Source organism: Phytobacter sp. V91 (genome assembly GCF_965644225.1).
Lineage (GTDB): Bacteria > Pseudomonadota > Gammaproteobacteria > Enterobacterales > Enterobacteriaceae > CBFFRJ01.
The window spans coordinates 45,461-71,289 of sequence record NZ_CBFFRJ010000003.1 but is presented as its reverse complement, the minus strand read 5'-3'; the positions used below and the strand labels follow the sequence as shown (position 1 = coordinate 71,289).

General features: G+C 53.4%; 21 protein-coding genes and 1 pseudogene. 8 read left to right on the top strand and 14 right to left on the bottom strand.

All coding sequences use genetic code 11. The features are described from left to right. Nucleotides 1-31: 31 nt before the first annotated feature. Nucleotides 32-1,759, top strand: coding sequence for a phosphoenolpyruvate-protein phosphotransferase PtsI (gene ptsI, locus ACSZO4_RS01250; protein WP_437887015.1), 1,728 nt, complete (start codon nucleotides 32-34; stop codon nucleotides 1,757-1,759). A 40-nt stretch (nucleotides 1,760-1,799) separates the two neighbouring features. Next, nucleotides 1,800-2,309, top strand: a complete 510-nt coding sequence (gene crr, locus ACSZO4_RS01245) for a PTS glucose transporter subunit IIA (protein WP_437430595.1) — start codon at nucleotides 1,800-1,802, stop codon at nucleotides 2,307-2,309. Between the two features lie 50 nt (nucleotides 2,310-2,359). Here the strand turns inward: crr and pdxK are convergent, their stop codons facing one another. The 9 genes and pseudogenes from pdxK to ACSZO4_RS01200 all read right to left on the bottom strand — a co-directional run bounded on the left by pdxK (nucleotide 2,360) and on the right by ACSZO4_RS01200 (nucleotide 10,355). Next, nucleotides 2,360-3,196, bottom strand: a complete 837-nt coding sequence (gene pdxK, locus ACSZO4_RS01240; RefSeq protein ID WP_437887014.1) for a pyridoxine/pyridoxal/pyridoxamine kinase — start codon at nucleotides 3,194-3,196, stop codon at nucleotides 2,360-2,362. Nucleotides 3,197-3,199: 3 nt separating this feature from the next. Further along, nucleotides 3,200-4,114 carry a cysteine synthase CysM gene (gene cysM, locus ACSZO4_RS01235; protein WP_437887013.1) on the bottom strand — a complete coding sequence of 305 codons (915 nt, stop codon included), beginning with the start codon at nucleotides 4,112-4,114 and terminating at the stop codon, nucleotides 3,200-3,202. 203 nt (nucleotides 4,115-4,317) lie between these two features. After that, on the bottom strand, nucleotides 4,318-5,412 hold the full coding sequence (gene cysA, locus ACSZO4_RS01230) for a sulfate/thiosulfate ABC transporter ATP-binding protein CysA (RefSeq protein WP_437887012.1): 1,095 nt from the start codon (nucleotides 5,410-5,412) through the stop codon (nucleotides 4,318-4,320). After that, nucleotides 5,402-6,277, bottom strand: coding sequence for a sulfate/thiosulfate ABC transporter permease CysW (gene cysW, locus ACSZO4_RS01225; protein WP_437887011.1), 876 nt, complete (start codon nucleotides 6,275-6,277; stop codon nucleotides 5,402-5,404). The genes cysA and cysW overlap by 11 nt, the downstream gene beginning before the upstream one ends. Beyond that, nucleotides 6,277-7,110 (bottom strand): sulfate/thiosulfate ABC transporter permease CysT, encoded by an 834-nt coding sequence (gene cysT, locus ACSZO4_RS01220; RefSeq protein ID WP_437887009.1) that lies wholly within the window; start codon nucleotides 7,108-7,110, stop codon nucleotides 6,277-6,279. The genes cysW and cysT overlap by 1 nt, the downstream gene beginning before the upstream one ends. Continuing rightward, on the bottom strand, nucleotides 7,110-8,126 hold the full coding sequence (locus tag ACSZO4_RS01215) for a sulfate ABC transporter substrate-binding protein (RefSeq protein WP_437887008.1): 1,017 nt from the start codon (nucleotides 8,124-8,126) through the stop codon (nucleotides 7,110-7,112). The genes cysT and ACSZO4_RS01215 overlap by 1 nt, the downstream gene beginning before the upstream one ends. Before the next feature lie 160 nt (nucleotides 8,127-8,286). Next, nucleotides 8,287-9,186, bottom strand: a pseudogene (locus ACSZO4_RS01210) (Dyp-type peroxidase). A 93-nt stretch (nucleotides 9,187-9,279) separates the two neighbouring features. Further along, the gene (locus tag ACSZO4_RS01205) at nucleotides 9,280-9,855 is read right to left on the bottom strand and encodes an RpoE-regulated lipoprotein (protein ID WP_437887007.1); all 576 of its coding nucleotides are present in this window, start codon (nucleotides 9,853-9,855) and stop codon (nucleotides 9,280-9,282) included. Between the two features lie 62 nt (nucleotides 9,856-9,917). Then, nucleotides 9,918-10,355, bottom strand: coding sequence for a DUF2919 domain-containing protein (locus ACSZO4_RS01200; RefSeq protein WP_437887006.1), 438 nt, complete (start codon nucleotides 10,353-10,355; stop codon nucleotides 9,918-9,920). Nucleotides 10,356-10,486: 131 nt separating this feature from the next. Here ACSZO4_RS01200 and ACSZO4_RS01195 point away from each other — a divergent pair, with 131 nt between their 5' ends. Continuing rightward, nucleotides 10,487-11,485, top strand: coding sequence for an alpha/beta hydrolase family protein (locus ACSZO4_RS01195; protein WP_437887005.1), 999 nt, complete (start codon nucleotides 10,487-10,489; stop codon nucleotides 11,483-11,485). A gap of 39 nt (nucleotides 11,486-11,524) precedes the next feature. On the opposite strand, the gene ACSZO4_RS01190 is transcribed toward ACSZO4_RS01195, so the two are convergent. Further along, nucleotides 11,525-11,950, bottom strand: coding sequence for a GNAT family acetyltransferase (locus tag ACSZO4_RS01190; RefSeq protein ID WP_437887004.1), 426 nt, complete (start codon nucleotides 11,948-11,950; stop codon nucleotides 11,525-11,527). Nucleotides 11,951-12,162: 212 nt separating this feature from the next. On the opposite strand from ACSZO4_RS01190, the gene amiA reads away from it, so the two are divergent. The 3 genes from amiA to ACSZO4_RS01175 are packed head-to-tail and all read left to right on the top strand — an operon-like array spanning nucleotide 12,163 to nucleotide 15,230. Beyond that, the gene (amiA, locus tag ACSZO4_RS01185) at nucleotides 12,163-13,035 is read left to right on the top strand and encodes an N-acetylmuramoyl-L-alanine amidase AmiA (RefSeq protein ID WP_437887002.1); all 873 of its coding nucleotides are present in this window, start codon (nucleotides 12,163-12,165) and stop codon (nucleotides 13,033-13,035) included. Continuing rightward, on the top strand, nucleotides 13,035-13,937 hold the full coding sequence (hemF, locus tag ACSZO4_RS01180) for an oxygen-dependent coproporphyrinogen oxidase (protein ID WP_437887001.1): 903 nt from the start codon (nucleotides 13,035-13,037) through the stop codon (nucleotides 13,935-13,937). Before amiA ends, hemF begins: the two co-directional genes overlap by 1 nt. A gap of 21 nt (nucleotides 13,938-13,958) precedes the next feature. Next, complete coding sequence (locus tag ACSZO4_RS01175) at nucleotides 13,959-15,230, top strand: DUF1963 domain-containing protein (RefSeq protein ID WP_437887000.1); 1,272 nt, start codon at nucleotides 13,959-13,961, stop codon at nucleotides 15,228-15,230. A gap of 91 nt (nucleotides 15,231-15,321) precedes the next feature. Here ACSZO4_RS01175 and maeB read toward each other — a convergent pair whose 3' ends face one another. Then, nucleotides 15,322-17,601 (bottom strand): NADP-dependent oxaloacetate-decarboxylating malate dehydrogenase, encoded by a 2,280-nt coding sequence (gene maeB, locus ACSZO4_RS01170; RefSeq protein WP_437886999.1) that lies wholly within the window; start codon nucleotides 17,599-17,601, stop codon nucleotides 15,322-15,324. 350 nt (nucleotides 17,602-17,951) lie between these two features. Here maeB and tkt point away from each other — a divergent pair, with 350 nt between their 5' ends. Beyond that, on the top strand, nucleotides 17,952-19,946 hold the full coding sequence (gene tkt, locus ACSZO4_RS01165) for a transketolase (RefSeq protein ID WP_437886998.1): 1,995 nt from the start codon (nucleotides 17,952-17,954) through the stop codon (nucleotides 19,944-19,946). Here tkt and ACSZO4_RS01160 read toward each other — a convergent pair. The 3 genes from ACSZO4_RS01160 to aegA all read right to left on the bottom strand — a co-directional run bounded on the left by ACSZO4_RS01160 (nucleotide 19,943) and on the right by aegA (nucleotide 23,739). Beyond that, nucleotides 19,943-20,986 (bottom strand): DUF1176 domain-containing protein, encoded by a 1,044-nt coding sequence (locus tag ACSZO4_RS01160; protein ID WP_437886997.1) that lies wholly within the window; start codon nucleotides 20,984-20,986, stop codon nucleotides 19,943-19,945. The two genes, tkt and ACSZO4_RS01160, sit on opposite strands and share 4 nt — an antisense overlap. 128 nt (nucleotides 20,987-21,114) lie before the next feature. Then, nucleotides 21,115-21,690 (bottom strand): GDP-mannose pyrophosphatase NudK, encoded by a 576-nt coding sequence (gene nudK, locus ACSZO4_RS01155; RefSeq protein ID WP_437886996.1) that lies wholly within the window; start codon nucleotides 21,688-21,690, stop codon nucleotides 21,115-21,117. Nucleotides 21,691-21,759: 69 nt separating this feature from the next. Then, nucleotides 21,760-23,739: a formate-dependent uric acid utilization protein AegA gene (aegA, locus tag ACSZO4_RS01150; protein WP_437886995.1), complete on the bottom strand. Its 1,980-nt coding sequence runs from the start codon at nucleotides 23,737-23,739 to the stop codon at nucleotides 21,760-21,762. Nucleotides 23,740-23,963: 224 nt separating this feature from the next. Here aegA and narQ point away from each other — a divergent pair, with 224 nt between their 5' ends. Then, nucleotides 23,964-25,664, top strand: a complete 1,701-nt coding sequence (gene narQ / locus ACSZO4_RS01145; RefSeq protein WP_437886994.1) for a nitrate/nitrite two-component system sensor histidine kinase NarQ — start codon at nucleotides 23,964-23,966, stop codon at nucleotides 25,662-25,664. The last annotated feature ends 165 nt before the right edge of the window (nucleotides 25,665-25,829 follow it).

The window sequence follows — 25,829 nt, the reverse complement described above, 5'->3', positions numbered from 1 at the left end:
TTTAAAGATCAGTCACAAGTAAGGTAGGGTTATGATTTCAGGCATTTTAGCATCCCCGGGTATCGCTTTTGGCAAAGCATTGCTGCTGAAAGAAGACGAGATCGTCATTGACCGGAAAAAAATTTCTGCCGACAAGGCCGACCAGGAAATTGAACGTTTTCTGAGCGGTCGAGCTAAGGCATCTGCACAGCTCGAAGCCATTAAGACGAAAGCTGGCGAAACGTTCGGTGAAGAAAAAGAAGCCATCTTCGAAGGCCACATTATGTTGCTCGAAGATGAGGAGCTTGAGCAGGAAATCATAGCCCTGATTAAAGATAAGCACATGACAGCTGACGCGGCTGCCCATGAAGTTATCGAAGGTCAGGCAACTGCCCTTGAAGAACTGGACGACGAATACCTCAAAGAACGTGCGGCTGACGTGCGTGACATCGGTAAACGTCTGCTGCGTAATATTCTTGGTATGCCAATCATCGACCTGAGCTCCATTCAGGACGAAGTCATTCTGGTTGCCGCTGATCTGACCCCGTCTGAAACTGCGCAGTTGAACCTGAACAAGGTCCTCGGTTTCATTACTGACGTGGGCGGTCGAACCTCACATACCTCCATCATGGCGCGTTCTCTGGAACTGCCAGCCATTGTAGGTACCGGCAGCGTGACCTCCCAGGTGAAAAACGGCGACTACCTGATCCTCGACGCGATTAACAACCAGGTTTACGTTAATCCAACCGAAGAAGAAATTGAGACACTGCGTAGCGCGCAGGCTCAGGTCGCAGAAGAGAAAGCCGAACTGGCTAAGCTCAAAGATCTGCCAGCCGTCACCCTTGATGGCCATCAGGTTGAAGTCTGTGCCAACATCGGCACCGTGCGCGACGTCGCAGGTGCAGAGCGCAACGGCGCGGAAGGTGTTGGTCTGTACCGTACCGAATTCCTGTTCATGGACCGCGACTCTCTGCCGACTGAAGAAGAGCAGTTTGCCGCGTACAAAGCCGTCGCTGAAGCCTGTGGCTCTCAGGCCGTTATCGTGCGTACCATGGACATTGGCGGCGACAAAGAGCTGCCGTACATGAACTTCCCGAAAGAAGAGAACCCGTTCCTGGGCTGGCGTGCAGTGCGTATTGCGATGGATCGTAAAGAGATCCTCCGCGACCAGGTACGCGCAATTCTGCGTGCTTCCGCTTTCGGTAAACTGCGCATTATGTTCCCGATGATCATCTCTGTTGAAGAAGTGCGCGCACTGAAAAAAGAGATTGAGATTTACAAGCAGGAACTCCGCTCCGAAGGTAAAGCCTTTGATGAGACCATTGAAATTGGCGTGATGGTGGAAACACCGGCTGCGGCCACTATTGCTCATCATCTGGCCAAAGAAGTTGATTTCTTTAGTATCGGTACCAATGATTTAACGCAGTACACCCTGGCAGTTGACCGTGGTAATGATATGATTTCACATCTTTACCAGCCGATGTCACCGTCTGTACTGACCCTCATCAAGCAAGTTATTGATGCATCTCATGCTGAAGGCAAGTGGACTGGCATGTGTGGAGAGCTTGCAGGCGACGAACGTGCTACACTTCTGTTGCTGGGGATGGGTCTGGATGAATTCAGTATGAGTGCCATTTCTATCCCGCGCATTAAGAAGATTATTCGTAATACGAACTTCGAAGATGCGAAGGTTTTAGCAGAGCAGGCTCTTGCCCAACCGATAACGGACGAGTTGATGACGCTGGTTAACAAGTTCATTGAAGAAAAAACAATCTGCTAATCCACGAGATGCGGCCCAAATTACTGCTTAGGAGAAGATCATGGGTTTGTTCGATAAACTGAAATCTCTGGTTTCTGACGATAAGAAAGATACTGGAACTATTGAGATTATTGCTCCGCTTTCCGGCGAAATCGTCAACATTGAAGATGTACCGGACGTTGTTTTCGCTGAGAAAATTGTTGGTGATGGCATTGCTATCAAACCAACCGGCAACAAAATGGTAGCGCCGGTTGACGGTACTATCGGCAAAATCTTTGAAACTAACCATGCCTTCTCTATCGAATCTGATAGCGGCATTGAGCTTTTTGTTCACTTCGGTATTGATACCGTTGAACTGAAAGGCGAAGGTTTCAAACGCATCGCGGAAGAAGGCCAGCGCGTTAAAGTTGGCGATCCGGTAATTGAATTCGATCTGCCACTGCTGGAAGAAAAAGCCAAGTCTACCCTGACGCCGGTTGTGATTTCCAACATGGACGAAATCAAAGAATTGATCAAACTTACCGGCAGCGTGACCGTGGGTGAGACCCCGGTAATTCGCATCAAGAAGTAATTCTTGTCGATAAAATAGAAATGGCGCCGGATGGCGCCATTTTTGTTTTGTCAGGCGGGCAAAATTAACTCGTCGTAACCTTTTTCTAAGGTATAGCTCATCACCTCAGTCACACGATCACCCGCCGTATGAATCGCATCGGCAAGCGGTTTACCCTGCACGATATTGCTCACCAGCTCCGAACAGAACAGATCACCCGTTCCCTTTAAATCGGTTGCGATACGCGGATGCGCGCTGACTTCAACCGCATCAGCCGTCACCAGCACAACATGGATACTGTTATTATCCGTCGCCACCGGCGCGCTGGTAATCGCCACCCATTTGAGGGTGTCGGAGAGCAGCCCTTTTGCCGCCTCAACGGCGCTTTGCATATCACGGCATGGCTTGCCGCTTAAGATCTCCAGCTCAAAGACGTTGGGTGTGATCCCCTGCGCCAGCGGGAGCAGATGCTCGCGATAGGCCTGAGGGATATCCGGCTTAACGTAGATCCCGCTATCGGTATCGCCAATCACTGGATCGACCAGGATCATCAGCTGCGGATGCTTTTCTTTCACCATCACCAGCCATTTAGCCAGAAGCGCAATCTGGCTGGCGCTGCCCATATAGCCGGTAGTGACGGCTTTTAGTTCCCGCAAAACATCGCGCTCTTCCAGCGCCTGTAAATAACCGCTAAACCATTCGTCAGGAATAATTCCGCCGTAAAAGGTGTCGTAATGCGGGGTATTACTGAATAACACCGTGGGGACGGCGGTGACCGTTAAACGGTGCTGGCGAATATTCGGCACCGCAATGCTGTTGCCGACGCTGCCATATACGACCTGCGACTGCACGGCGACAATATCGCTCTGCTGAGCGCGGGTTTTATCCCGAAAAAGAATCATGTCCATTGTTCAGATCCCTGCGCCTTGCGCATAGCTTTCTTCGCCAAACACACCGGTGGAGAGATAACGGTCGCCGCGATCGCAAATAATGGCGACCACAACCGCGCCCGGAGTGGATTGCGCGACCCGAATCGCCCCGGCAACCGCACCGCCTGAACTGACGCCGCAGAATATTCCTTCCTGCACCGCCAGCGCACGCATGGTATTTTCAGCATCACGCTGATGAATATCCATCACCTCGTCCACCAGATCGGCATTAAAAATGCCCGGCATATACTCCGCCGGCCAGCGACGGATCCCCGGAATACTGCTCCCCTCTTCCGGCTGCAGGCCAACAATAGCCACCTTTTTATCCTGCTCGCGCAGAAAACGGGACACGCCCGTAATGGTGCCGGTGGTGCCCATGCTGGAGATAAAATGGGTGATGCGCCCCTCCGTTTGCTGCCAGATCTCCGGCCCGGTGGTGGTGTAATGCGCATAAGGGTTATCAGGATTATTAAACTGGTCCAGCAGTTTACCTTCGCCGCGCCGCGCCATATCAAGCGCCAGGTCACGCGCGCCTTCCATGCCCTGTTCTTTGCTGACCAGAATCAGGTCTGCACCGTAGGCACGCATGGCGGCACGACGCTCCTGGCTCATATTGTCCGGCATCAATAGCTTCATGCGATAGCCTTTCAGGGCCGCTATCATCGCCAGTGCGATCCCGGTATTGCCGCTGGTGGCTTCGATCAGCACGTCACCGGGCTTAATTTCACCGCGTTTTTCTGCCTGCACGATCATCGATAAGGCGGCCCTGTCTTTGACCGAACCTGCGGGATTATTGCCTTCCAGCTTGACCCAAATTTCGCTGCCATTATCCGGCCCAAGACGCTGTAGCCTGACCAGCGGTGTATTGCCGATGGTTTGTTCTAATGTATTGTTCACGTACCCTGTCCAATAAAAAAGCCCGGTCGCGCATTCGCTTACCGGGCCTGGAGGCAAGAACACTTTGGTGCCCTCACCCCAACCTTCTCCCACCAGGAGAGGGCGAGGACACTAAAAACAGCCCTAAGGGACTGTGTTGCATCCGCCTTGCAGGCCGGGTAAGCGTCGCGCTACCCGGCAACAATTTCTGATGCAATAACCTATCAGGCAGACTCTGCGAGAGCAAGCTCCTCGCGGTTTTCAATCCGCTCATTGCCATGATAGAGACGTGCGTTTTGTAAGCCAACAAACAGGCGCTCGCCACGAACGGGAGCATCATCGCCGGAGAGCACCACGCTCAGAGGATCGGTATGCCAGCCCAGAGGTTGCACCACCAGTTGGGTGTAGTGTCCTTTTGGCGTAGCTTCCAGCACCTGTACCGGCAGCGGTGAATCCAGGCTGGTACGGCGGCTGATATCCACTTCCCACGGACGCAAGAAGAGATCAACCTCCCCCTGATGGGTCGGGGTATAACCCAGCGGCCAGCGATGGGCGCCAACATGGAATTGCCCGCCGCTGACGGTCCCTTTCAGGCGATTCACTTCGCCCATAAACTCCAGCACGAAGCGGGTGGCAGGCTCACGCCACACCTGATTAGGCGCATCGGCCTGCTCGATATTGCCCTGGCTCATGACCACCACGCGATCGGCCACTTCCATCGCCTCTTCCTGGTCATGGGTCACAAAGACGCTGGTAAATTTCAGCTCCTCATGCAGCTGACGCAGCCAGCGGCGTAATTCTTTACGCACCTGGGCATCCAGCGCACCGAACGGCTCATCAAGCAGCAGGATTTGCGGCTCAACGGCCAGCGCACGCGCCAGGGCTACACGCTGTTTCTGCCCACCGGAGAGCTGCGCCGGGTAGCGATCCGCCAGATGAGCCAGCTGTACCATCTCCAGCAGTTTGGTGACTTTTGCTTTGATGGTGGCAGCATTCGGGCGCTCGCGCTTCGGCAGTACCGTCAGGCCAAAGGCGATGTTATCGAACACCGTCATATGGCGGAACAGCGCATAGTGCTGAAACACAAAACCAACTTTACGCTCACGGGCGTGAATACGGCTGACATCGGTACCGTGAAAGCGAATACGTCCGCTGGTCTGATGTTCAAGACCGGCGATAATACGCAGCAAGGTGGTTTTCCCGGAGCCGGACGGCCCAAGCAGCGCCACCATTTGACCTGAGGGGATATCCAGCGAGATATCATTCAGCACCTGGGTGCGACCAAAAGACTTCTTAATATTGGCAATCTCAATGCTCATGATTTCCCTCCTGCTGCACGCGTTTTTCCTGATTGTTCAAACGCCATTGCACTGCACTCTTTAAAAACAACGTCAAAATAGCCATTAATGTCAGCAGCGCGGCGGCGGTAAATGACCCCACCGTGTTGTAATCCTGCTCCAGTAACTCAATCTGCAACGGCAGTGAAAGCGTCTCGCCACGAATAGAGCCCGACACCACTGACACTGCGCCAAATTCACCAATCGCACGGGCGTTGGTCAACACCACGCCATACAGCAGCGCCCAGCGGATATTTGGCAGGGTCACGCGTTTAAACATCTGCCAGCCGGAAGCGCCCAGCAGCACTGCGGCTTCGTCTTCCTGACTGCCCTGGCTCAACATCACCGGCACCAGTTCACGCACCACAAATGGACAGGTCACAAAGATGGTGACCAGCACCATACCCGGCCAGGCAAACATTACCTGCAGGTTATGTTCATCCAGCCAGGGGCCCAGCGGACCGTTGGAGCCATAAAAGAGCAGATAGACAAGACCCGCAACCACCGGCGAAACCGCAAAGGGGATATCAAGCAGGGTAAGCAGCAGCTGGCGACCTGGAAAATCAAAGCGCGTCACAAGCCAGGCCAGCAAAGTACCAAAAACAAGGTTTACCGGTACCGAGATCAGCGCAATCAATACCGTCAGCCAGATAGCATGCAGCATGTCCGCATCTGCCAGATTCTGCAATACCGGCCCCAGGCCTTTGCTAAATGCCTGCACAAAGATGTAGACCATTGGCACAACCAGGATAAATGCAGAAACTGCAATTCCGGTACCAATCAGAAACCATTTACCCCAGTCAATGCGGGGCCTGTCGTAGCGTTTCAATTCCGTAACTTCCGCCATTAGTGACCTACCACTCGTCGACCAAAGCGACTTTGCAGCGTATTGATAGAGAACAGCAGCAGCAGCGACGCCGCAAGGATAACCGAGGCAATCGCGCTCGCCGCCGGATAGTCAAACTCCTGCAGGCGGACAAAAATCATCAGCGAGGTGACTTCCGTTTTCCATGCAATGTTCCCGGCGATAAAAATAACCGCCCCAAACTCGCCGAGGCTACGGGTAAAAGAGAGGGCTACCCCTGCCAGCAGCGCCGGGGAGAGTTCAGGCAACACCACTTTGCGAAAACTCTGCCAGCGCGTCGCGCCGAGGGTTTCTGCCGCCTCTTCATATTCCGGGCCAAGCTCTTCCAGTACTGGTTGAACGGTACGCACCACAAAGGGAATGCTGGTAAACGCCATCGCGACAGCGATACCCAGCCAGGTATAGGTCACTTTAATGTCCAGCATCGCCAGCCACTGGCCGTAAAAACCGTTCACCGAGAACAGCGATGCCAGAGTAAGGCCAGCCACTGCGGTCGGCAGCGCAAAGGGTAAATCCATCAGCGCATCCAGCAGAGTACGGCCTGGAAAACGATAGCGGGTTAAAATCCACGCCATCAGCAGGCCAAACACGCCGTTAAAGATGGAAGCCACAAATGCAGACAGCAGAGTAACTTTATAGGCCGCCACCACCTGAGGATTGGTGACGACCTCCCAGTATTGCGACCAGCTCATTTCAGATAGCTGCATAACCAGCGCGCTGAGCGGCAACAGTAAAATCAGACAGACGAACAGCAGGCTGGTCCCGAGACTTAAGGTAAAACCGGGTAGCACTCGTCTGGAAGAAACTGCAAACATTACTTACGCCCCGCCGCCAGCAATTTATCTAACTCACCGCCGCTGTTGAAGTGGGTTTTCATCACTTCAGGCCAGCTGCCAAACTTGTCTTCCACGCGGAAGAGTTCGGTCTGCGGGAATTTGTCTTTCAGTGTGTCCATGACTTTCGGGTTATTCACACGATAGTAGTAGTCAGTGATGATGGTCTGCGCTTGCGGGCTATAAAGGTAATTCAGGTAAGCCTTAGCCGCTTTCTCGGTGCCATTAGCCTCAATATTTTTATCCACCCAGGCGACCGGGAACTCAGCCAGGACGTTAGTTTTCGGGATCACGACTTCAAAGCCCTGAGCCTCATACTGCTTACGAATGTTGTTCACTTCGGATTCAAAGCTTATCAACACATCGCCCAGTCCACGTTCCGCGAAGGTGGTTGTCGCGCCGCGACCGCCGGTATCGAACACTTCGACGTTTTTCAGGAACTGAGTCATAAACTGTTGGGTTTTGGCTTGATCGCCGCCGTCGGCTTTATCCGCCGCGCCCCAGGCCGCCAGGTAAGTGTAACGCGCATTACCGGAGGTTTTTGGATTCGGGAAAATCAGCTTCACGTCAGAACGCACCAGGTCGCTCCAGTCGTGAATATTTTTCGGGTTACCTTTGCGCACCAAAAAACCCATGGTGGAGTAGAAGGGTGAGCTGTTGTTGGGCAGACGGCTCTGCCAGTTAGCCGGGATCAGGTTGCCTTTATCATGCAGGATTTGCACATCGGTCACCTGATTGTAGGTCACCACATCCGCTTTTAAGCCCTGCAAAATCGCCAGCGCCTGTTTGGAAGAGCCCGCGTGAGATTGTTTGATAGTCAACGTGTCGCCTGCGTTGTCTTTCGCCCACTGTTGTTCAAACGGGGTATTAAGGGCGGCAAACAGCTCGCGGGAAACATCATAAGAACTGTTTAACAACTCCGTCGCTTGCGCCTGGGCAACCAAAAGCGTCATGGCGGCCAGCGTCAGATAGCCTTTTTTCAATACATTAACGGTCATTGCGCACCCTTATTCGATGATGACGATATGGTGTTCAGTTTATTTATAACGGGTGTGAAACCAGTAACGGTTTTATATACCGTTTGGTGCTTTGGAAGTTGAAAAGAGAATAAGGGTGCGGCCTGATGCTCTCTCCCGCCGGGAGAGAGCAAAAAAGCCATTACAGCGCCAGCAGGCGTTCCACGGATGGCGCAAAATAGTAGCCGCCGGTGACCGGTCTGGTAAAGCGCAGCATCGCGTCACGCTTGCCATCAGCATCGCCAAACATACTCAGCAGTTGCTGTTCAATGTTATACAGACGCGCGCTGTAGGCACAGAAATAGAGACCGTGAACACCGCTGGCAGTGCCATACGGCAGGCTCTGGCGCACAATCTTCAGGCCTTTACCGTCCTCTTTGAGGTCAACGCGGCTCAGGTGTGAAGTTACCGGGCGCACGTCACCATCAATCTCTTCGTTAGCCTCTTTGGTGCGGCCAATCATCATCTCCTGATCGCTAACACTCATGCGGTTCAGTTGCTTAAGGTTGTGTTCCCAGCGCTGCACCAGCACATAGCTGCCGCCCGCATCAATACCGTCTTTGATTACCGCCACATCGCGACGCTTTTCTTCGCCAGCCGGGTTTTCCGTGCCATCGACAAAACCGCTAAGGTCGCGATCTTCCACCCAGCGAAAACCGTGAGTCTCTTCTTTGACTTAAAGCGCATCGCCAAAGGCGGCAAGTGCTGCCTGGGCGATGGAGAAGTTCACATCATGGCGCAAAGAGAGAATATGGATCAGCACATCATGCTGTGTGGCCGGTGCCAGACCTTTGCCCAGCGGCGCAAAGTCTTTCAGCTCCTGCGCTCCTTCACCGCCGCTCAGTTCACGCCACAGCCTGTTGCCGAAAGCCACAACCGCACCGGCAGCAGCATCCGGCCAGGTTGACTCAATGGCGGCCAGTTTATCGATAAATACCTTACAGCCTTCACGCAGGGCATCCATGCTGCCCACGACACTGGCTTCAATCCAGACTGCCGCCCGGCAATGTTCCGGCAGTATGCCGCTTTGAACCTGAGACATCGCTCCTCCTGAAAAAAAGAATGCCACGCAACCGTGGCATTGTTGGGGATATTGTACCCGTTTTTGTTCTGAGAGAGGAACAGCGGGGGTGTATTAGCGTCGCCAGATAATCTTATGCAGCGTCCAGGACTTGAGCGTATCGTCAGAAGGCATTAAACCCTCCGGGCCTCGCCATTCGCCGGTAAACACAAAGCTAATATGCTGGCTATCCGGCGCTTTACACTCCACGGCGTTGGTATCATCCCCCGTCGCGGCCACACACTGGCCAAAGGCTTTATCGTAAAGCTCGCTGAACGCGGTGCCGATTTTGATCCCTTTCGCTGTTGCAATACTGCTGTCGAGCACATCTATCTGGCTGACGGTGCCCTGCTGGCCGTTAACGATCAGTACGACTTTTCCATCCTTCACCGCCTCGAAATAGCGAATGATCTCGCCCTTATCGGTTTTCATACCGCTGCGCAGTCGATAGTCCCCTCCCAACGCATCGCTTATCGCTTTTTCATCCAGTGCCGTACTGGCCGTCATTCCGCCAACCCCCTGCTCACTCACCTCTGTTGATGAGCCAAACCAGTTCCACGGATTCGCCGCCGACCAGTTGATGGAAGAGAAAGTAGAGCAACCGGATAAAGCCAGTGCCAGAACACATACACTTAAACGCAGGGATTTCATCGTAACGTCCTTTATCATTAATTCACCGGCTGTTGGAGTGCCGGAACTGCAAAAAGTGCCCGTCAATGTTCAACCGGATGAAAACAGGCGTGGAACCGGGGATTGGTAAGCAACCACCCCAGGGCAACAACATCCGCCACCACCAGCGCAACGCCAATCCCGGTGACGGTTTCGCCTGATAGCCATAATACTGGCTGCCAGGCGAGCAGCACGATTTGCGCGAGGATAAGCAGCGGACGCATCAACCGCCACAGACGAGGTACAACCTGCCTGCGCCCACAGAGTAAAAATGCCAGCACCGCCGGAATGCCGGGCAGCAACCCCCACCAGAAGGTATCGTGATCGGGATAAAAAAGGGTCAGCAGCGCGTTGCCCTGCTCGCGCGATGCAGCAGCCATGACAAAAAGAAACCAGGTACGTGCCTGGAGCAACAAAACGGGCCAGAATAAAAACGGCAGTCGCAACCGACCATCACTGTCGTAATCAGCGGGAGAGTACATATTCGCACCCGGTAAAAAGCAGCATGTGTTTACTTCCCCTCTTTTCACATTCACGTTATCCAATTCCAGCCTGACGCTACGGTAATCTCGTGCCTATAATGTCGCTACCTTATCCAGGACAGGACGTCATTATGCATTTTCTTCGCAGTGGTCTGCTTGCGGGCGCATTATTTTCTGTTGTTGCCTGCGGCGAAGCCGTAGAAGTTATCGAAATTCCGGACACGGGTCATCAGGTAAATGTCAGTAATCAGTCGCTGCGTGAAGCGCGTAACGGCTTTACGACCAACATTGTTGAGAAAAGTTTTACCGACTCCGGCAACTTCGAAACCCCGCCGAAAGGCACTTATATACTGACGCAGTATCCAGGCAAACCCGGCCAGATGGCGGCTTATGTCACCCCCGATCCCAAAGATGGCAAACGTCACCCGGCCGTTATCTGGATACATGGCGGCTACGGCGGGCTCAGCGACAGTGATTATTTCTGGGTGCCGCAGAGCAGAGATAACGACCAAAGCGGCAGCGCATTTCGCAGAGCAGGTATCGTCGAAATGGTGCCCAGTTTCCGTGGTGAAGATAACAACCCCGGAAAATACGAAATGTTCTATGGCGAGTTAGAGGATATTGAAGCGGCCTATGACTGGCTGACCCAACAGCCCTGGGTTGATCCACAACGCATCTATCTTGCCGGGCACAGCACTGGCGGCACGCGGGTCTTACTGGCCTGTGAGTACAGCGACAAATTCCGCGCCTGTTTTAGCCTTGGGGCCGTACCAGATCTAAAAGCCCGGGTTGAAGGTGGCAAGATGATGGTGCCAGTGCCTTTCGAAAAAACAGATCAGGAGTTCAGCCTGCGCTCTCCGGCTACCTTTATAAAGTCGATAAAAAAACCGACCTGGTACTTTGAAGGTGAGGAAAGTTACTGGACCGCATTCAATAACATTGCCAGGCTGGCAGACAGCGCGAACATCCCTTTCAAAGCAGTTAAAATACCGGGCGGCGATCATTTTAATATTATCGCCCCGGTTACCGAAGCCATTGCGCAAAAGATCCTGAAGGATACGAACCAGGACAGCAATATTACGTTTAGTCAGGCCGATATTTCAGAGATAACAGCTCGCATTGAGCATTAACAGGCAGTGCCCCTGCCGCACACCGCGGCAGGGAGATAATCAATATTCTTCATCTTCAATCAGGCGCTTACCTAAACTCAGCGAATCCGTATGCTCATAGCCCAGTCGCTCGTACATACCAAGCACCACGTCGTTATCTTCGCGCACCATGATGTTAATTTTCGGGCAACCACGGGCAATCAATTTTTTCTCAAGGCGGCTTAATAGCGCGTTCGCGATACCCCGCCCACGAAACTCAGGATGGACGCCAAGATAATAAGCCGAACCACGATGACCGTCGTAGCCGCCCATCACTGTTCCCACCACTTCGCCGTTGACTTCGGCAACCAGAAAAAGACTCACGTCGTGATTGATTTTACGCTCAATGTCCATCTCAGGATCGTTCCAAGGGCGCAACAGCTCGCAGCGCTCCCACAGAGTAACCACTTCTTCAAAATCTTCCTGGCGAAAAACGCGTATCTCCATGGTTTGCTTGCCCCTTTTTAACTGTATTGCTGATGATTATGGCGCGAACGGCCGCTGCCGCCAATATCCGGCGAAATAGAGATGGGGAAATGGCATAATGTCACTCTGTCATGCATTGAAATGAAAAGTAAAACTTTTATTAAGAAGGATTGTCGTAACGGCCAGGACGATACGATATAACACCAGGGACCATGGATAATAAGACTGACCGTATGAGCACTTCAAAACCTTTAAAAATACTCACCTCGCGCCGTCAGATCCTCAAAGCAGGCCTCGCCGCTTTAACGCTGACCGGCATGTCACACGCCATCGCAAAAGAAGAGACATCCCTTAAAACCAGCAACGGTCATAGTAAGGTGAAAGCCAAAAAGACCAGCGCCAGACGTATCGTGGTACTGGATCCAGGCCATGGCGGTATTGATACCGGCGCAATTGGTAGTAATGGTTCGAAAGAGAAGCACGTGGTGCTGGCGATAGCTAAAAACGTCCGTACTCTGCTGCGCAACCAGGGGATTGATGCCCGACTGACGCGATCCGGGGATACCTTTATTCCCCTGTACGATCGCGTGGAAATTGCCCATCAGCACGGCGCAGATCTGTTTATGTCGATCCATGCGGATGGCTTTACAAACCCCAGTGCGGCAGGCGCTTCGGTGTTTGCCTTATCCAATCGCGGGGCCAGTAGCGCAATGGCAAAGTACTTGTCCGATCGCGAAAACGCCGCCGATGACGTTGCGGGTAAAAAAGCCAAAGATAAAGACCATTTGCTGCAACAGGTGCTGTTCGATCTTGTGCAGACCGATACCATAAAGAACAGCCTGACGCTGGGCTCACATATTTTGCGCCAGATTAAGCCCGTTCATCGCCTGCATAGCCGCAACACTGAGCAGGCCGCTTTCGTGGTGCTAAAATCGCCCTCCATTCCTTCGGTGCTGGTTGAAACCTCGTTTATCACCAACCCGCAAGAAGAAAAATTGCTCGGCACGACCGCATTTCGACAAAAAATTGCCAATGCTATTGCCTCCGGTGTAATCAGTTACTTTAACTGGTTCGACAATCATAAAGCCCATTCGACGAAACGCTGATGACCCTTCCTGACACTCATGATGTAAAAGCCTTTCTGCTGAAATTGCAGGATGATATTTGCCAGAAACTCTCTGCCATTGACGGTGTGGACTTCATTGAAGATAACTGGCAGCGCAGCGAGGGCGGCGGCGGACGCAGCCGGGTACTGCGCGATGGCAATATCTTTGAGCAGGCGGGCGTGAATTTCTCGCATGTCACCGGTCTGGCGCTGCCTGCCTCGGCAACAGCGCATCGCCCGGAACTCGCCGGACGCAGTTTCGAAGCTATGGGGGTGTCACTGGTCGTGCATCCACGTAATCCTTTTATTCCGACCAGCCATGCCAACGTGCGTTTTTTCATCGCCGAAAAACCGGGTGCCGATCCGGTCTGGTGGTTTGGCGGCGGTTTTGATTTAACCCCGTTCTATGGTTTTGAAGAGGACGCGATTCACTGGCATCAGACCGCTCGCGACCAGTGCCAGCCGTTCGGCGAAGAGATCTACCCACGTTATAAAAAATGGTGTGACGACTATTTCCATCTGAAACACCGCAATGAACAGCGCGGTATTGGCGGGCTGTTTTTTGACGACCTCAATACGCCGGACTTCGACACCTGTTTTGCTTTTATGCAGGCGGTGGGCGAGGGTTATACCGATGCATATTTGCCGATTGTCGAACGTCGTAAAGCAATGCCTTATGGCGAGCGTGAACGTGAATTCCAGCTCTATCGCCGGGGTCGCTATGTGGAATTCAATCTGGTGTGGGATCGCGGTACGCTGTTTGGCCTGCAAACCGGTGGCCGCACGGAGTCAATCCTGATGTCGATGCCGCCGCTGGTACGCTGGGAATATAACTATCAGCCAGAAGAAAGCAGCCCGGAAGCGGCGTTGAGTGAATTTATTAAGGTAAGAGACTGGGTGTAATCCGGCATGGAGCACGACGGCATGGATGAACGTATTTCCTGTAAAAATCCGCAATGTTCGCACCTGATCCTGCCGGCAACGGCAGCCAGAACGGAGGGGTTTTGCATGCCCTGCGTCAATGCGCGCAGACGGCAAGAGCATGACGAGTTTATAAAGAAAAACAGAAAAACCATTAACGTCTTCAGCGGACTGACTGACCCGGTGCAAATGTTAAAATTAGTACATGAGCCGCGGGAAAACGATCCGTTAATTCACCAGGTTCCCTGCCCTGTTCCAACCGATATGCTCTATAAACGACTCTCTGTGGATGAGAGTCTGCGCATGGCCAATTATGCGCAAACGCTTTTCAATACCGGTTCACATGATGTCGCTCAGGAGATTTGTACCTGTCTGGCTGCATTTACAGAGGCAAATCTGGATACCTGCTTACGCAAATGGATTGCTGACGATAATGTTGATTTCTGTTCGGCCCTGCCTTTTCACCGGGCGCCGCCAGACGTAAGGGATGTGCTTTTACAGCGGGTTGAAACCGATGACGAAAACCGTAACTGGCTCCTTATCACTCTGGCCTGGATTGGCGATGACGTTGTGGTTGAGCGCTTTAATCAGTGGCGGCAGGCACCGCCTTTGTGGTGCGATTCACTGTATGTCCCGCCTCATCACTACGCGCACGAGGCAGGTTGGGAACTGACAGAAGAAGGCCACCGGCGCGATCTTTATTTCCCGCAATGTACCCAGCTGGTAAAACAGGCGCCAGAACAACCCACCGTTTTTCGTGCCGTCACCGGGTCTGGCGAAAACTGCCCCCACTGTTCGTTGCCGCTGATCCACCTGTTTGACGTTGCGCCAGGCGCTGTCGGTCTTAGCGCCGGTGCCTGGCCAGGTCATATTCTGATCCTGACCTGCGAGTGCTGTACAGCATATGACACTGTTTTCGCAAAGATTGATGCGCAAGGGAAGGCACGCTGGTTTGACGAAAATAAACCCTCAATGCTGGCCAAAAAGCATTCTGCCGACTGGGTGAGACTCCCGGAGAATAGCCTGCACCCTGGTGAACCTCGTCTGCCGCTGTTCGCCGCCGATCAATTTTTACCTACCACTTTTTCCCAACTTGGCGGACATCCAGCCTGGGTTCAGGATGCGCAGTACCCGAAATGCCCTGAATGCGCGCAAACGATGATGTTTCTGGCGCAGATAAGTTACGAGGATATTGATGAACTTGCGGAAGGGATGCTCTACGGGTTTGTCTGCCCTTCGTGCCTGACAACAGCCACGTCTTATCAGAAAACATAAACACCTGTTCAGAGCCTGAGCCATCAGGCTCTGAACAACCTCAAATACACCGACGATCGCAGACATCACGTCAGTCAATTCCCAGTGAAGATCACAGCGGCTGAGTCTGCGCCTCCACCACCGCCAGGGCCACCATATTGACAATGCGCCTTACCGAGGCAATTGGCGTAAGTACGTGCACTGGCTTGGCCACCCCCATTAATACCGGTCCAACCGTTACCCCCTCGGAGCTGGAAACACGCAGTAAGTTGTAACTAATCCGCGCCGCTTCCACATTCGGCATAATAAGAATATTGGCTGAACCTTTCAGCGGACTGTCCGGCATCCGTTCATGGCGAATGCTTTCCACCAGCGCCGCATCGCCGTGCATCTCTCCATCAACCATTAAATCAGGCGCCCGTTCGCGGACCAGCGCCAGAGTGTCGCGCATTTTGACGGCTGACGGGGATTTCGACGAACCAAACTGGGAGTGAGACAGCAGCGCAACGCGCGGTTCAATACCAAAGCGGCGCACCGTTTCCGCCGCCAGCAGCGTAATTTCCGCCAGTTGCTCTGCGCTGGGATCCTCGTTGACATAGGTATCGGCAATAAAGGTGTTACCGCTGGGCAGCAGCAAGGCATTCATTGCCCCTGCGGCATGCACGCCTTCACGGTGGCCAAAGATCTCCTGCACCACGCTGTAGTGTTCATGGTAGTCGCCGATGGTGCCGCAGATCATCGCATCCGCTTCACCGCGATGAACCATGATCGCGCCAATCACGGTGGTGTCGCTGATGACCGCCCGCTGTGCCTGCTCCTGAGTAATGCCCCGGCGTTTCATAATGGCGAAATATTCCGTCCAGTACTCTTTAAAACGCGGGTCAGATTCATTGTTAACGATTTCAAAATCCACCCCCGGACGGATTTGCAGCCCCAACTTCTGAAGCCGCATTTCAATCACGCCAGGTCTGCCAATCAGAATAGGTTTTGCCAGCCCCAGTGAAATCAGCTCCTGAGTGGCATGCAGAACACGAGGCTCCTCCCCTTCTGTCAACACAACACGTTTTGGATCCTTACGCGCCAGGGAGAAAATGGGCTTCATAAACAGGTTGGTTTTGTAGACAAACTCGGTGAGTTTATCCACATAGGCATCGAAATCCTTGATAGGACGCGTCGCCACTCCCGAATCCATTGCCGCTTTCGCCACCGCTGGCGCAATCTTAACGATCAGGCGCGGGTCAAAGGGTTTAGGGATCAGATAGTCCGGGCCAAAACTCAGATCCTGATCGCCGTAAGCCGAGGCGACAACTTCACTCTGTTCAGCATGCGCCAGTTCGGCAATTGCATGCACCGCCGCCAGTTTCATCTCTTCGTTAATGGCGGTTGCGCCGACATCCAGCGCGCCACGGAAGATGAACGGGAAGCACAATACGTTGTTCACCTGGTTTGGATAATCGGAGCGCCCGGTACAGATAATGGCATCTGGTCGCACTTCTTTTGCCAGCGGCGGCAGGATCTCCGGCTCCGGGTTTGCCAGCGCGAGAATAAGCGGCTGACGGGCCATTTTTTTGACCATCTCCGGCGTCAGTACTTTCGGCCCCGAGCAACCCAGGAAGATATCCGCGCCGTCCACCACATCCGCCAGGCTGCGTTTTCCATCGTCATCCACGGCGTAGGCGGCTTTGGTCGGCGCCATATTGGCTTCGCGATTTTTGTAAATAACCCCTTTCGAATCACACACCACGATGTTGTGCTTTTGCATGCCGAGCGCAACCAGCAGGTTCATACAGGCAATCGCTGCCGCCCCGGCACCGGAAACTACCATGCTGACGTCGGAGAGGTTTTTTTCGACCACCCGCAGACCGTTAAGGATTGCGGCTGTACTGATGATGGCCGTGCCATGCTGGTCATCGTGGAATACCGGGATGTTCATGCGCTCACGCAATTTGGCTTCAATATAGAAGCATTCGGGCGCTTTAATATCTTCCAGATTGATGCCGCCAAAAGTTGGCTCCAGTGCAGCAACCACGTCAATGAGCTTATCTGGATCATGTTCGTCAACTTCAATATCGAACACATCAATGCCGGCAAATTTCTTAAACAGAACCCCTTTCCCTTCCATCACTGGCTTACCGGCAAGCGCACCGATATTCCCCAGCCCCAGAACTGCAGTGCCATTGGACACCACCGCAACCAGATTGCCGCGCGCGGTGTACTTGTAAGCGGCCAGCGGGTCTTTGGCGATTTCAAGGCAAGGCGCGGCAACGCCTGGGGAGTAGGCCAGCGCAAGGTCACGCTGTGTGGCAAGGGGCTTCGTTGGAGAAACCTGGATTTTCCCCGGCTGGGGAAACTGATGGAAATCGAGGGCACTTTGTTTTAGTTGGTCGTCCATTTGCTGTTCCTTTCACGTATCTTTCAGAGAATTGAAGCGTGATAACGATCCTGATGCGCCGACCAGTATGCCCTCAGAGATATTCGCAAACTTTGAACACAACCAAAGTCTGACCACTCCATAACAAAAATTACGATCAATTTCTAACATCATAGTTACAAACCATCCTCAGCGAGGCTCCCCCGGTCTGCTATGCTTTTGGGTTATGCGCAGTAAAAACCCGGCAATATCACCTTCACGAAGACTCAGCTAACACTTTGTATTTAAAGCAGTAAAAACAGTAATCATTATGATGATATCACTAAATCCACCACTACGCTGCCAGCGGCGGCGATACCAAGGAGAGTGTTATGTCCCGAAAAGAGCTCGCTAATGCGATTCGCGCCCTGAGTATGGATGCGGTACAAAAGGCCAACTCCGGCCACCCGGGCGCCCCAATGGGGATGGCCGATTTCGCCGAAGTGCTATGGAACGATTTTCTCAGGCACAATCCCGCCGATCCGACCTGGTACGATCGTGACCGCTTTGTCCTCTCCAATGGGCATGCCTCAATGCTGCTGTACAGCCTGTTGCACCTCAGTGGCTACGATTTACCCCTGTCCGAGCTGAAAAATTTCCGCCAGCTCCATTCAAAAACACCTGGTCACCCGGAGATTGGCTATACGCCCGGCGTGGAAACCACCACTGGCCCGCTGGGGCAAGGGCTGGCAAATGCCGTCGGTCTGGCCATCGCCGAACGCACGCTGGCTGCGCAATTCAATCGTCCCGGCCATGATATTGTCGATCACTACAGCTATGTGTTTATGGGCGACGGCTGCCTGATGGAGGGCATCTCCCACGAAGTGAGTTCTCTGGCAGGCACGCTGGGACTGGGCAAGCTGATCGGTTTTTATGACCATAACGGTATTTCAATTGACGGTGAAACCGAGGGCTGGTTTACCGACGACACCGCCAGACGCTTCGAGGCTTACCACTGGCATGTGGTGCATGACATTGACGGCCATGATCCTGAAGCGGTCAAAAAAGCCATTCAGGAAGCACAGAGCGTTAAAGACAAACCCTCGCTCATTATTTGCCGCACGGTGATTGGTTTTGGCTCCCCTAACAAGGCCGGGAAAGAAGAGTCCCACGGCTCGCCGCTGGGTGAAGCAGAGGTGGCGCTCGCTCGCCAGAAACTGGGCTGGAAATACCCGGCCTTTGAGATCCCCGAAGAGATTTACAAAGCATGGGACGCGCGAGAACGCGGAGAAAAAGCCCAGCATGCCTGGCTGGAGAAACTGACCGCTTACGAAAAAGCCTACCCTGAGCTGGCCGCTGAATTTAAACGCCGAATGAAGGGCGACCTGCCGGAAAACTGGGAGACGCTCAGCCAGGACTATATTGCGAAACTGCAAGCCGAACCGGCCAAAATCGCCACCCGCAAAGCGTCACAGAATGCCCTTAATACCTACGGTCCTGCCCTGCCGGAACTGTTGGGAGGATCGGCAGATTTGGCCCCCAGCAACCTCACAATCTGGTCCGGCTCGCGATCTCTGAAAGAAGACTCTGCGGGTAATTACATTCATTATGGCGTACGCGAATTTGGCATGACCGCCATTGCTAACGGCATTGCCCATCATGGCGGTTTTATCCCCTATACGGCCACCTTCCTGATGTTTGTGGAATATGCCCGTAACGCAGCCCGGATGGCGGCCCTGATGAAAGCCCGACAGATTATGGTCTATACCCACGACTCTATTGGTCTTGGGGAAGATGGTCCGACACATCAGGCAGTCGAGCAACTTGCCAGCCTGCGTCTGACGCCGAACTTCAGCACCTGGCGACCCTGCGATCAGGTGGAAGCCGCTGTGGGCTGGAAGCTGGCGCTGGAAAGACATTCCGGGCCTACCGCGCTGATACTTTCCCGACAGAATCTGGCGCAAATAACGCGCACGCCCGATCAGGTGAAAGCTATCGCCCGGGGCGGATATATCCTGAAAGATGCCAACGGCAGGCCGGATCTGATTTTGATTGCCACTGGTTCAGAAATTGAAATTACCCTGCAAGCCGCGGAAAAACTCAGCGCGGAGGGGCACAACGTGCGCGTGGTATCCCTGCCATCAACGGATATTTTTGATGCCCAGGATGAGCAATATCGTGAGTCGGTGCTGCCGTCTGACGTCAGCGCCCGTGTCGCTGTTGAAGCCGGAATTGCCGACTACTGGTATAAATATGTCGGGCTGAAAGGGGCGATTATCGGCATGACCTCCTACGGTGAATCAGCCCCTGCCGATAAGCTGTTCCCGCATTTTGGTTTTACCGTCGAGAATGTGGTTGAGAAAGCGAAACGCGTGCTTGGCGCCTAACGCGTTACCCACAGAGTGGGCCAGGCGTCTGGCCCATGCCAGTTATCGCAATTCGGTTCTTCGGCATAGCGCACCAGATTGAAGCGCTGGCCGTTGAACCGCCAGCGGGTCATCACGCCGCAATCGGCTATCCCGCGGCCTTTCGCCAGCGTGGTTAATTCACGTGTTTTTTCATCAAACACCGCATTCATCAACTCCATCTCGTTATTGCCGCTGGCGGGGGTAAAGGGCAATTTCAGACGCAGAGGTCGTGAAGAGATGGGTTTTTCGCGCGAGACCATCCATGCCAGCTCCACCGTATTGTAAGCCCCGGCTTCACAATCAATCATTAACAGGGCTTTATCATCGGTGAGCGCGGCGACTCTGACTTCCCGGCGGCCAGGATCAAGTGAGCACTGACTGTTAGTCATGCGCCAGTTGCCATAATCGAGCAAATCATTCAATTCTTGCTGGGTGAGCGGTGTGGGGGAAGGATTGGTCAGCACGACTTCTTTCAGCGCCGGTGCCGGCGGCACGCTCAGCGGCGGATCGTCGCCTTTTTTTATCCACGCGGTTTCACTGCCGACGCGTTTTTGTTGCGCATCAATAAACAGCAGTGCCGCTTTTAAACCCACCAGCGAAATCGTCTCCTTGCCGTCCTGTAACGAAATGGTCTGTGCTTCCTGAATACTTTTCAGGAAGGCGGTGATGGTAGCAGCATCATCGGTCATCAGGTGCCAGGGCGTTATCTGCCAATGGTCAGTCGCGAGGACCAATGGCGCGTCATCAAGGCGAAGACGTGGCGCGACGGGTGGCTCAGAAGTCGGGGTCAGACCTTTGCCGCCAAGATCAATGCGCAACGCGGCATCGGTGTGCGCTCCGGCGCTGCGGCCAATGGTCATCACCAGCCCGTGGTGTTCGCCGACATTACGCGCCAGACAGAAATTTTGATTGTTACAGGTTACCTGCCAGTCGGAGAAAGCCTGTTGCGCTGGCGCCGCCCATAACAACGACGCCGGAAACAGGCTCATAATCAAAGCAAGTAAAATGCGGTAACGCATGGATGACAAAACCCCGGAAAGAAGATAGCGACACACAACCCCGCATATCTTCGTGCCAGCCTGTCGGCCTCTCAATCAGAATTATCGGATAGATTTATCTTATGGTTAGTTTTTTAACCCTAACAAAATCAGTCCATTAGGCCTGTTGATTTTAAATACTGTAATAAAATCACCGCTTTGCCGTCTCGTATTTCTCCGTTCGAAACCATCAGGAGAGCCTCCGCAAAGGGGATTTCCAGCACCTCAATATCCTCATCCTCTACGCCACCGCCGCTGTTGGCACGTAAGCTGTCATCGTATTCAGCCATAAAGAAGTGGACTATCTCGGTCACACCGCCAGGAGACATATACAGTTCAAACAGCTTTTGTACCTCGCCGACCTGGTAGCCCGACTCTTCAATAGCTTCTTTGCGGACACAGACTTCCGGTTCGTCGTTATCCAGCAGACCCGCGCAGGTTTCAATCAGGCGACCATCTTTATTGCCGTTAACCCAGGAGGCAATACGGAACTGGCGAATCAGCACCACGGTGCGTTTTTCACGGTTATACAGCAGGATAGTCGCGCCATTACCCCGATCATAAACTTCCCGTTTATGTCGGATGACTTCGCCGTTTCTACGCGTCAGATCGTAGGTAATATTGCGCAGGATGAAATAGTTATCAGAGAGGATTTTGTCTTTGATGAGGTCGATTTTAAATGACATACAGGCTCCACACCGTAATACAGTCGGGGCTATATTACGCGGCGGAGCCTGGTTTGTCGCGGCGTGACCTTAATGCTTGCCGGGAGTTTTAACGCCCATCCAGTCCATCATACCCTGTGCGGCATGGCGACCTTCAGCCATCGCGGTCACCACCAGATCGGCGCCGCGTACCGCATCACCACCGGCAAAGATCTTAGGATTACTGGTCTGATAGCGGTAATGGCTGTTAACGCTGGCGGCAATGCGTCCCCAGTCATCAACCTGCACGCCCTGTGTTTCCAGCCATGGCATAGAATGTGGGTTAAAACCAAAGGCCATAATGACAGCATCGGCTGGCATCACAAACTCACTGCCTTCAATCGGAACCGGTTTACGGCGACCTTTGTCATCCGGTTCGCCCAGTTGCGTACGCAGCAGGCGAATGCCGTTCACCCGACCGGTTTTATCCAGCTCAATGTTGACCGGCTGAACGTTAAATTCAAACGCAGCGCCCTCTTCACGGGCGTTTTTGACCTCTTTTTTCGATCCCGGCATATTGGCTTCATCACGGCGATACGCGCAGGTGACATTTGCTGCCCCGTGACGCAGCGCGGTACGCACGCAGTCCATCGCCGTATCGCCGCCGCCCAGCACCACCACATTAAGACCCGCGGTGTTGATATAGGGCTCCTCTGGCGCATCCGCCAGACCCATTACCTGTTTGGTATTCGCAATCAGGAAAGGTAAGGCGTCGTAGACACCTGGCGCGTCTTCATTCGGCAGGTTCGCTTTCATCGAACGGTAGGTGCCCACACCGACAAATACCGCATCGTAATCATCCACCAGCGTTTGCAGCGCGATATCTTTACCGATTTCACAATTCAGTTCGAAGCGAATGCCCATTGCGCTGAAGATTTCACGTCGGCGCGCCAGCAGAGATTTATCGAGCTTGAAGGACGGGATCCCAAAGGTCAGCAGGCCGCCAATTTCCGGGTGTCTGTCAAAAACAGTGGCGCTAACGCCATGGCGTGCCAGCACATCAGCACAGGCGAGTCCCGCCGGGCCCGCGCCGATAATGGCGACACGTTTGTTCACGGCTTTAACATGCTGTAGATCCGGTCGCCAGCCTTTCGCCAGCGCCCGATCGGAGATATAGCGCTCAATATTACCGATGGTGACAGAGCCATATTCATCGCGCAGGGTACAGGCGCCTTCGCATAATCTGTCCTGCGGGCAGACGCGCCCGGTGATTTCTGGCAGGCAGTTGGTCTGATGGGACAACTCCACCGCCGCGTCGATGTCTCCGGCTTTTACCCGTTCAATCCATTGCGGAATATGGTTGTGCAGCGGGCAGGTCCATTCGCAGACGCTATGTTCGCCACATTCCAGACAACGATCCGCCTCACGCTGCGCCTGCTCGGGGCGAAACGGAAGATAGATCTCATCAAAACCGGTTTTACGCGCCGCAATCGCGAGCTTATCCGGCTCGCCGCGTGACGGCGTGCGCATCATTTGCTTCACTTTGCGTGAATTGAAGGTCGGCGCCAGCGCCGCCACCGAATGCCACTGCTGCGCCTCCTGAGTGGCTGCGCGCAGGCGGCGATTTTTTGCCAGGCTGGCCAGGCCTTCACGGCTGACCAGTTGAATGGCATCGGCAGGGCAATTCTGCGCGCAGGCAGGCCCCCCGGCGCGGTCAGAGCACAGATCGCATTTGTGTGCCGTTGCCTTCACCATCCCGTTGCCGAGCGGCTGGACAAGGATCTGCATCGTGCCAAACGGACAGGCGACAGCACAGGATTTACATCCGATGCATTTATCCTGGTTAACCTGAACCGAATCATTAACACGACCGATCGCGCCATTCGGACAACTGCGGGCACAGGGGGCGGCTTCACAGTGGTGGCATGTCACCGCACTGCGCTGGCGCTGATTCTTTACAACCGTAATTCGGGGATGAAAATGTTCATGACTTAAAACGTGCTGTTCCTGATTATGCGCCATCACGCACGCGACTTCACAGGCACGACACCCTATACATTGCTGGCTGTTAGCCATAATAAAACGATTCATGGCAACCTTCTTTTCTGGTTTAATAAACCCTATTTTTTATATGACCAATGTATTTACCTGGGCTATTCAGGTCAGGCAATGTACATTTGCACAAAAGAGTTACTTAATTGTCACGTGCATGTTGCAGATCAATTTATTGCGCCATGAATGAAAATTAATCTCATCTAAAGTGCACCCGCCAGCACCCCGTTGCCAGGTGACCTTTGATCGCAGGAATCGCTTTTGTGACCGTAAAACAACCCGTGTCAGCAAGCCTGGCCAGAGCCTTTTTTTATATCGTCCTGTTATCGCTTCTCTCCACTGGCGTGGCCCTTGTCACCCTTGCCAGCAGCCTGCGCGATGCCGAAGCCGTCAACATTGCAGGCTCTTTGCGTATGCAAAGTTACCGCCTGGGCTACGATCTTGAGCGCAGCGCCATCGATACCAGCGCCCACCGCCAGATTTATCAGGAGTCGTTAAACTCTCCCGTCTTACAACAGCTTAACCGTTGGTATGTCCCTGATATTGTGGGGAAACGTTACGCGCAACTGCAGGAAAGCTGGACGGAGATGGATGCGCGAGTTGCGGCAAAGGACCGTGACTGGTACCAGAACAATATTCAGCAGTATGTCGCGAACATTGATCAGTTCGTTCTCGCGCTGCAGCATTATTCTGAGCGCAAAATGTTACTGGTGGTGGGAATTTCACTGCTGGGCGCAGTCGGCATTTTTATGCTGGTCTTTTTCACCCTGCAACGTATTCGTCAGCAGGTGGTAAAACCGCTGAATCAGTTAATGGTTGCCAGCCAGCATATTCAGCAGGGACATTTTACATATCCGTTACTCAATGCCCATCTGGACAACGAATTAGGTCTGTTAGCCTCTACTTTTGACCGTATGTCTGGTGAATTGCACAAACTCTACCGGACCCTCGAAGCGCAGGTGGAAGAGAAGACTCACGATCTCCATGAAGCCCATCGCCGGCTCGAAGTGTTGTATCAGTGCTCACAGGCGCTGAACACCGGTCAGATCGATGAGATGTGTTTTCGTCATATCCTGCAGATAGTCCATGATCACCAGGCCGCCACCTTTCTGGCGCTCAGGGTAGGAGAACACTGGGCGATAGAGCATGGCGCTCTGCAGGATATGCTGCCCGTCAGCACGCTGCCCGTGGGCATGCAGGAGAAGGTGTTTGGCGAATTACGCTGGCAAAGTCCGGCAGCGCAAGCCTCTGCCCCGCTTATGCAAAGCGTTGCGACCATCATTGGTCGTGGCATTTATTTCAATCAGGCGCAGAAACACTATCAGCAACTGATGTTGCTGGAAGAGCGGGCGACCATTGCCGGTGAACTGCATGACTCCCTTGCCCAGGTGCTCTCCTATCTGCGTATCCAGCTGGCATTACTGAAGCGGGCGGTGCCGGAGGAGAATCTTCCGGCGCAGACGATCATTGCCGATTTTTCAAAGGCGCTGAACGATGCCTGGCGTCAGTTGCGTGAATTGCTGACCACCTTCCGCCTGAGCGTTTCACAAAGTGATTTGCCTGCCGCCCTCAGGGAAGCGCTCGATATTTTGCAAAGCCAGACCTCTGCGGCGCTGACTCTCGACTGCCGATTACCGACGCTGGCACTGGATGCCCAGCAGCAGGTCAACGTGTTGCAAATTGTCCGGGAAGCGGTTATCAATGCCATCAAGCACGCGAATGCCACCGCGATCACCGTCAGCTGCGTTACCGATCCTGACGGACTCTATTCGGTTTATATTCGCGATAATGGCAAAGGGATAGGTGATACCCGACCAGAAGGTCATTTTGGCCTGAGTATCATGCGCGAACGTGCTGAACGCCTGGATGGCACCCTCATTTTTTCACGTCCTCCCGGCGGCGGTACGCTGGTCCAGTTTCGTTTTCCTGTCGCAGAATTAAGTAGCAAAAGTCAGCAAACGTAATTAAACGCAAATTAAGGTTTGTGCTTTCAGACGGAATTTAAGTTAAGGGCGATTATGCAAGCTTATGCCTTGATTTTGCATGATAATTTACATTTTCTCCTTTTTTTCTCCACGATTATGTTCACCGCTCCCGCTACATTGATTCGGACAATGCCAAAATAATGA

Bases quoted from the DNA above. Each gene is read 5' to 3' on its own strand.
- ACSZO4_RS01160 (WP_437886997.1), bottom strand. From the start codon at position 20,986: ATGCGTTACCGCATTTTACTTGCTTTGATTATGAGCCTGTTTCCGGCG.
- cysT (WP_437887009.1), bottom strand. From the start codon at position 7,110: ATGTTTGCAGTTTCTTCCAGACGAGTGCTACCCGGTTTTACCTTAAGT.
- maeB (WP_437886999.1), bottom strand. From the start codon at position 17,601: ATGGACGACCAACTAAAACAAAGTGCCCTCGATTTCCATCAGTTTCCC.
- hemF (WP_437887001.1), top strand. From the start codon at position 13,035: ATGACCCTTCCTGACACTCATGATGTAAAAGCCTTTCTGCTGAAATTG.
- ACSZO4_RS01205 (WP_437887007.1), bottom strand. From the start codon at position 9,855: ATGAAATCCCTGCGTTTAAGTGTATGTGTTCTGGCACTGGCTTTATCC.
- amiA (WP_437887002.1), top strand. From the start codon at position 12,163: ATGAGCACTTCAAAACCTTTAAAAATACTCACCTCGCGCCGTCAGATC.
- tkt (WP_437886998.1), top strand. From the start codon at position 17,952: ATGTCCCGAAAAGAGCTCGCTAATGCGATTCGCGCCCTGAGTATGGAT.
- cysW (WP_437887011.1), bottom strand. From the start codon at position 6,277: ATGGCGGAAGTTACGGAATTGAAACGCTACGACAGGCCCCGCATTGAC.
- ACSZO4_RS01190 (WP_437887004.1), bottom strand. From the start codon at position 11,950: ATGGAGATACGCGTTTTTCGCCAGGAAGATTTTGAAGAAGTGGTTACT.
- ptsI (WP_437887015.1), top strand. From the start codon at position 32: ATGATTTCAGGCATTTTAGCATCCCCGGGTATCGCTTTTGGCAAAGCA.
- crr (WP_437430595.1), top strand. From the start codon at position 1,800: ATGGGTTTGTTCGATAAACTGAAATCTCTGGTTTCTGACGATAAGAAA.
- ACSZO4_RS01200 (WP_437887006.1), bottom strand. From the start codon at position 10,355: ATGTACTCTCCCGCTGATTACGACAGTGATGGTCGGTTGCGACTGCCG.
- cysA (WP_437887012.1), bottom strand. From the start codon at position 5,412: ATGAGCATTGAGATTGCCAATATTAAGAAGTCTTTTGGTCGCACCCAG.
- pdxK (WP_437887014.1), bottom strand. From the start codon at position 3,196: ATGGACATGATTCTTTTTCGGGATAAAACCCGCGCTCAGCAGAGCGAT.
- ACSZO4_RS01215 (WP_437887008.1), bottom strand. From the start codon at position 8,126: ATGACCGTTAATGTATTGAAAAAAGGCTATCTGACGCTGGCCGCCATG.
- aegA (WP_437886995.1), bottom strand. From the start codon at position 23,739: ATGAATCGTTTTATTATGGCTAACAGCCAGCAATGTATAGGGTGTCGT.
- nudK (WP_437886996.1), bottom strand. From the start codon at position 21,690: ATGTCATTTAAAATCGACCTCATCAAAGACAAAATCCTCTCTGATAAC.
- ACSZO4_RS01195 (WP_437887005.1), top strand. From the start codon at position 10,487: ATGCATTTTCTTCGCAGTGGTCTGCTTGCGGGCGCATTATTTTCTGTT.
- ACSZO4_RS01175 (WP_437887000.1), top strand. From the start codon at position 13,959: ATGGATGAACGTATTTCCTGTAAAAATCCGCAATGTTCGCACCTGATC.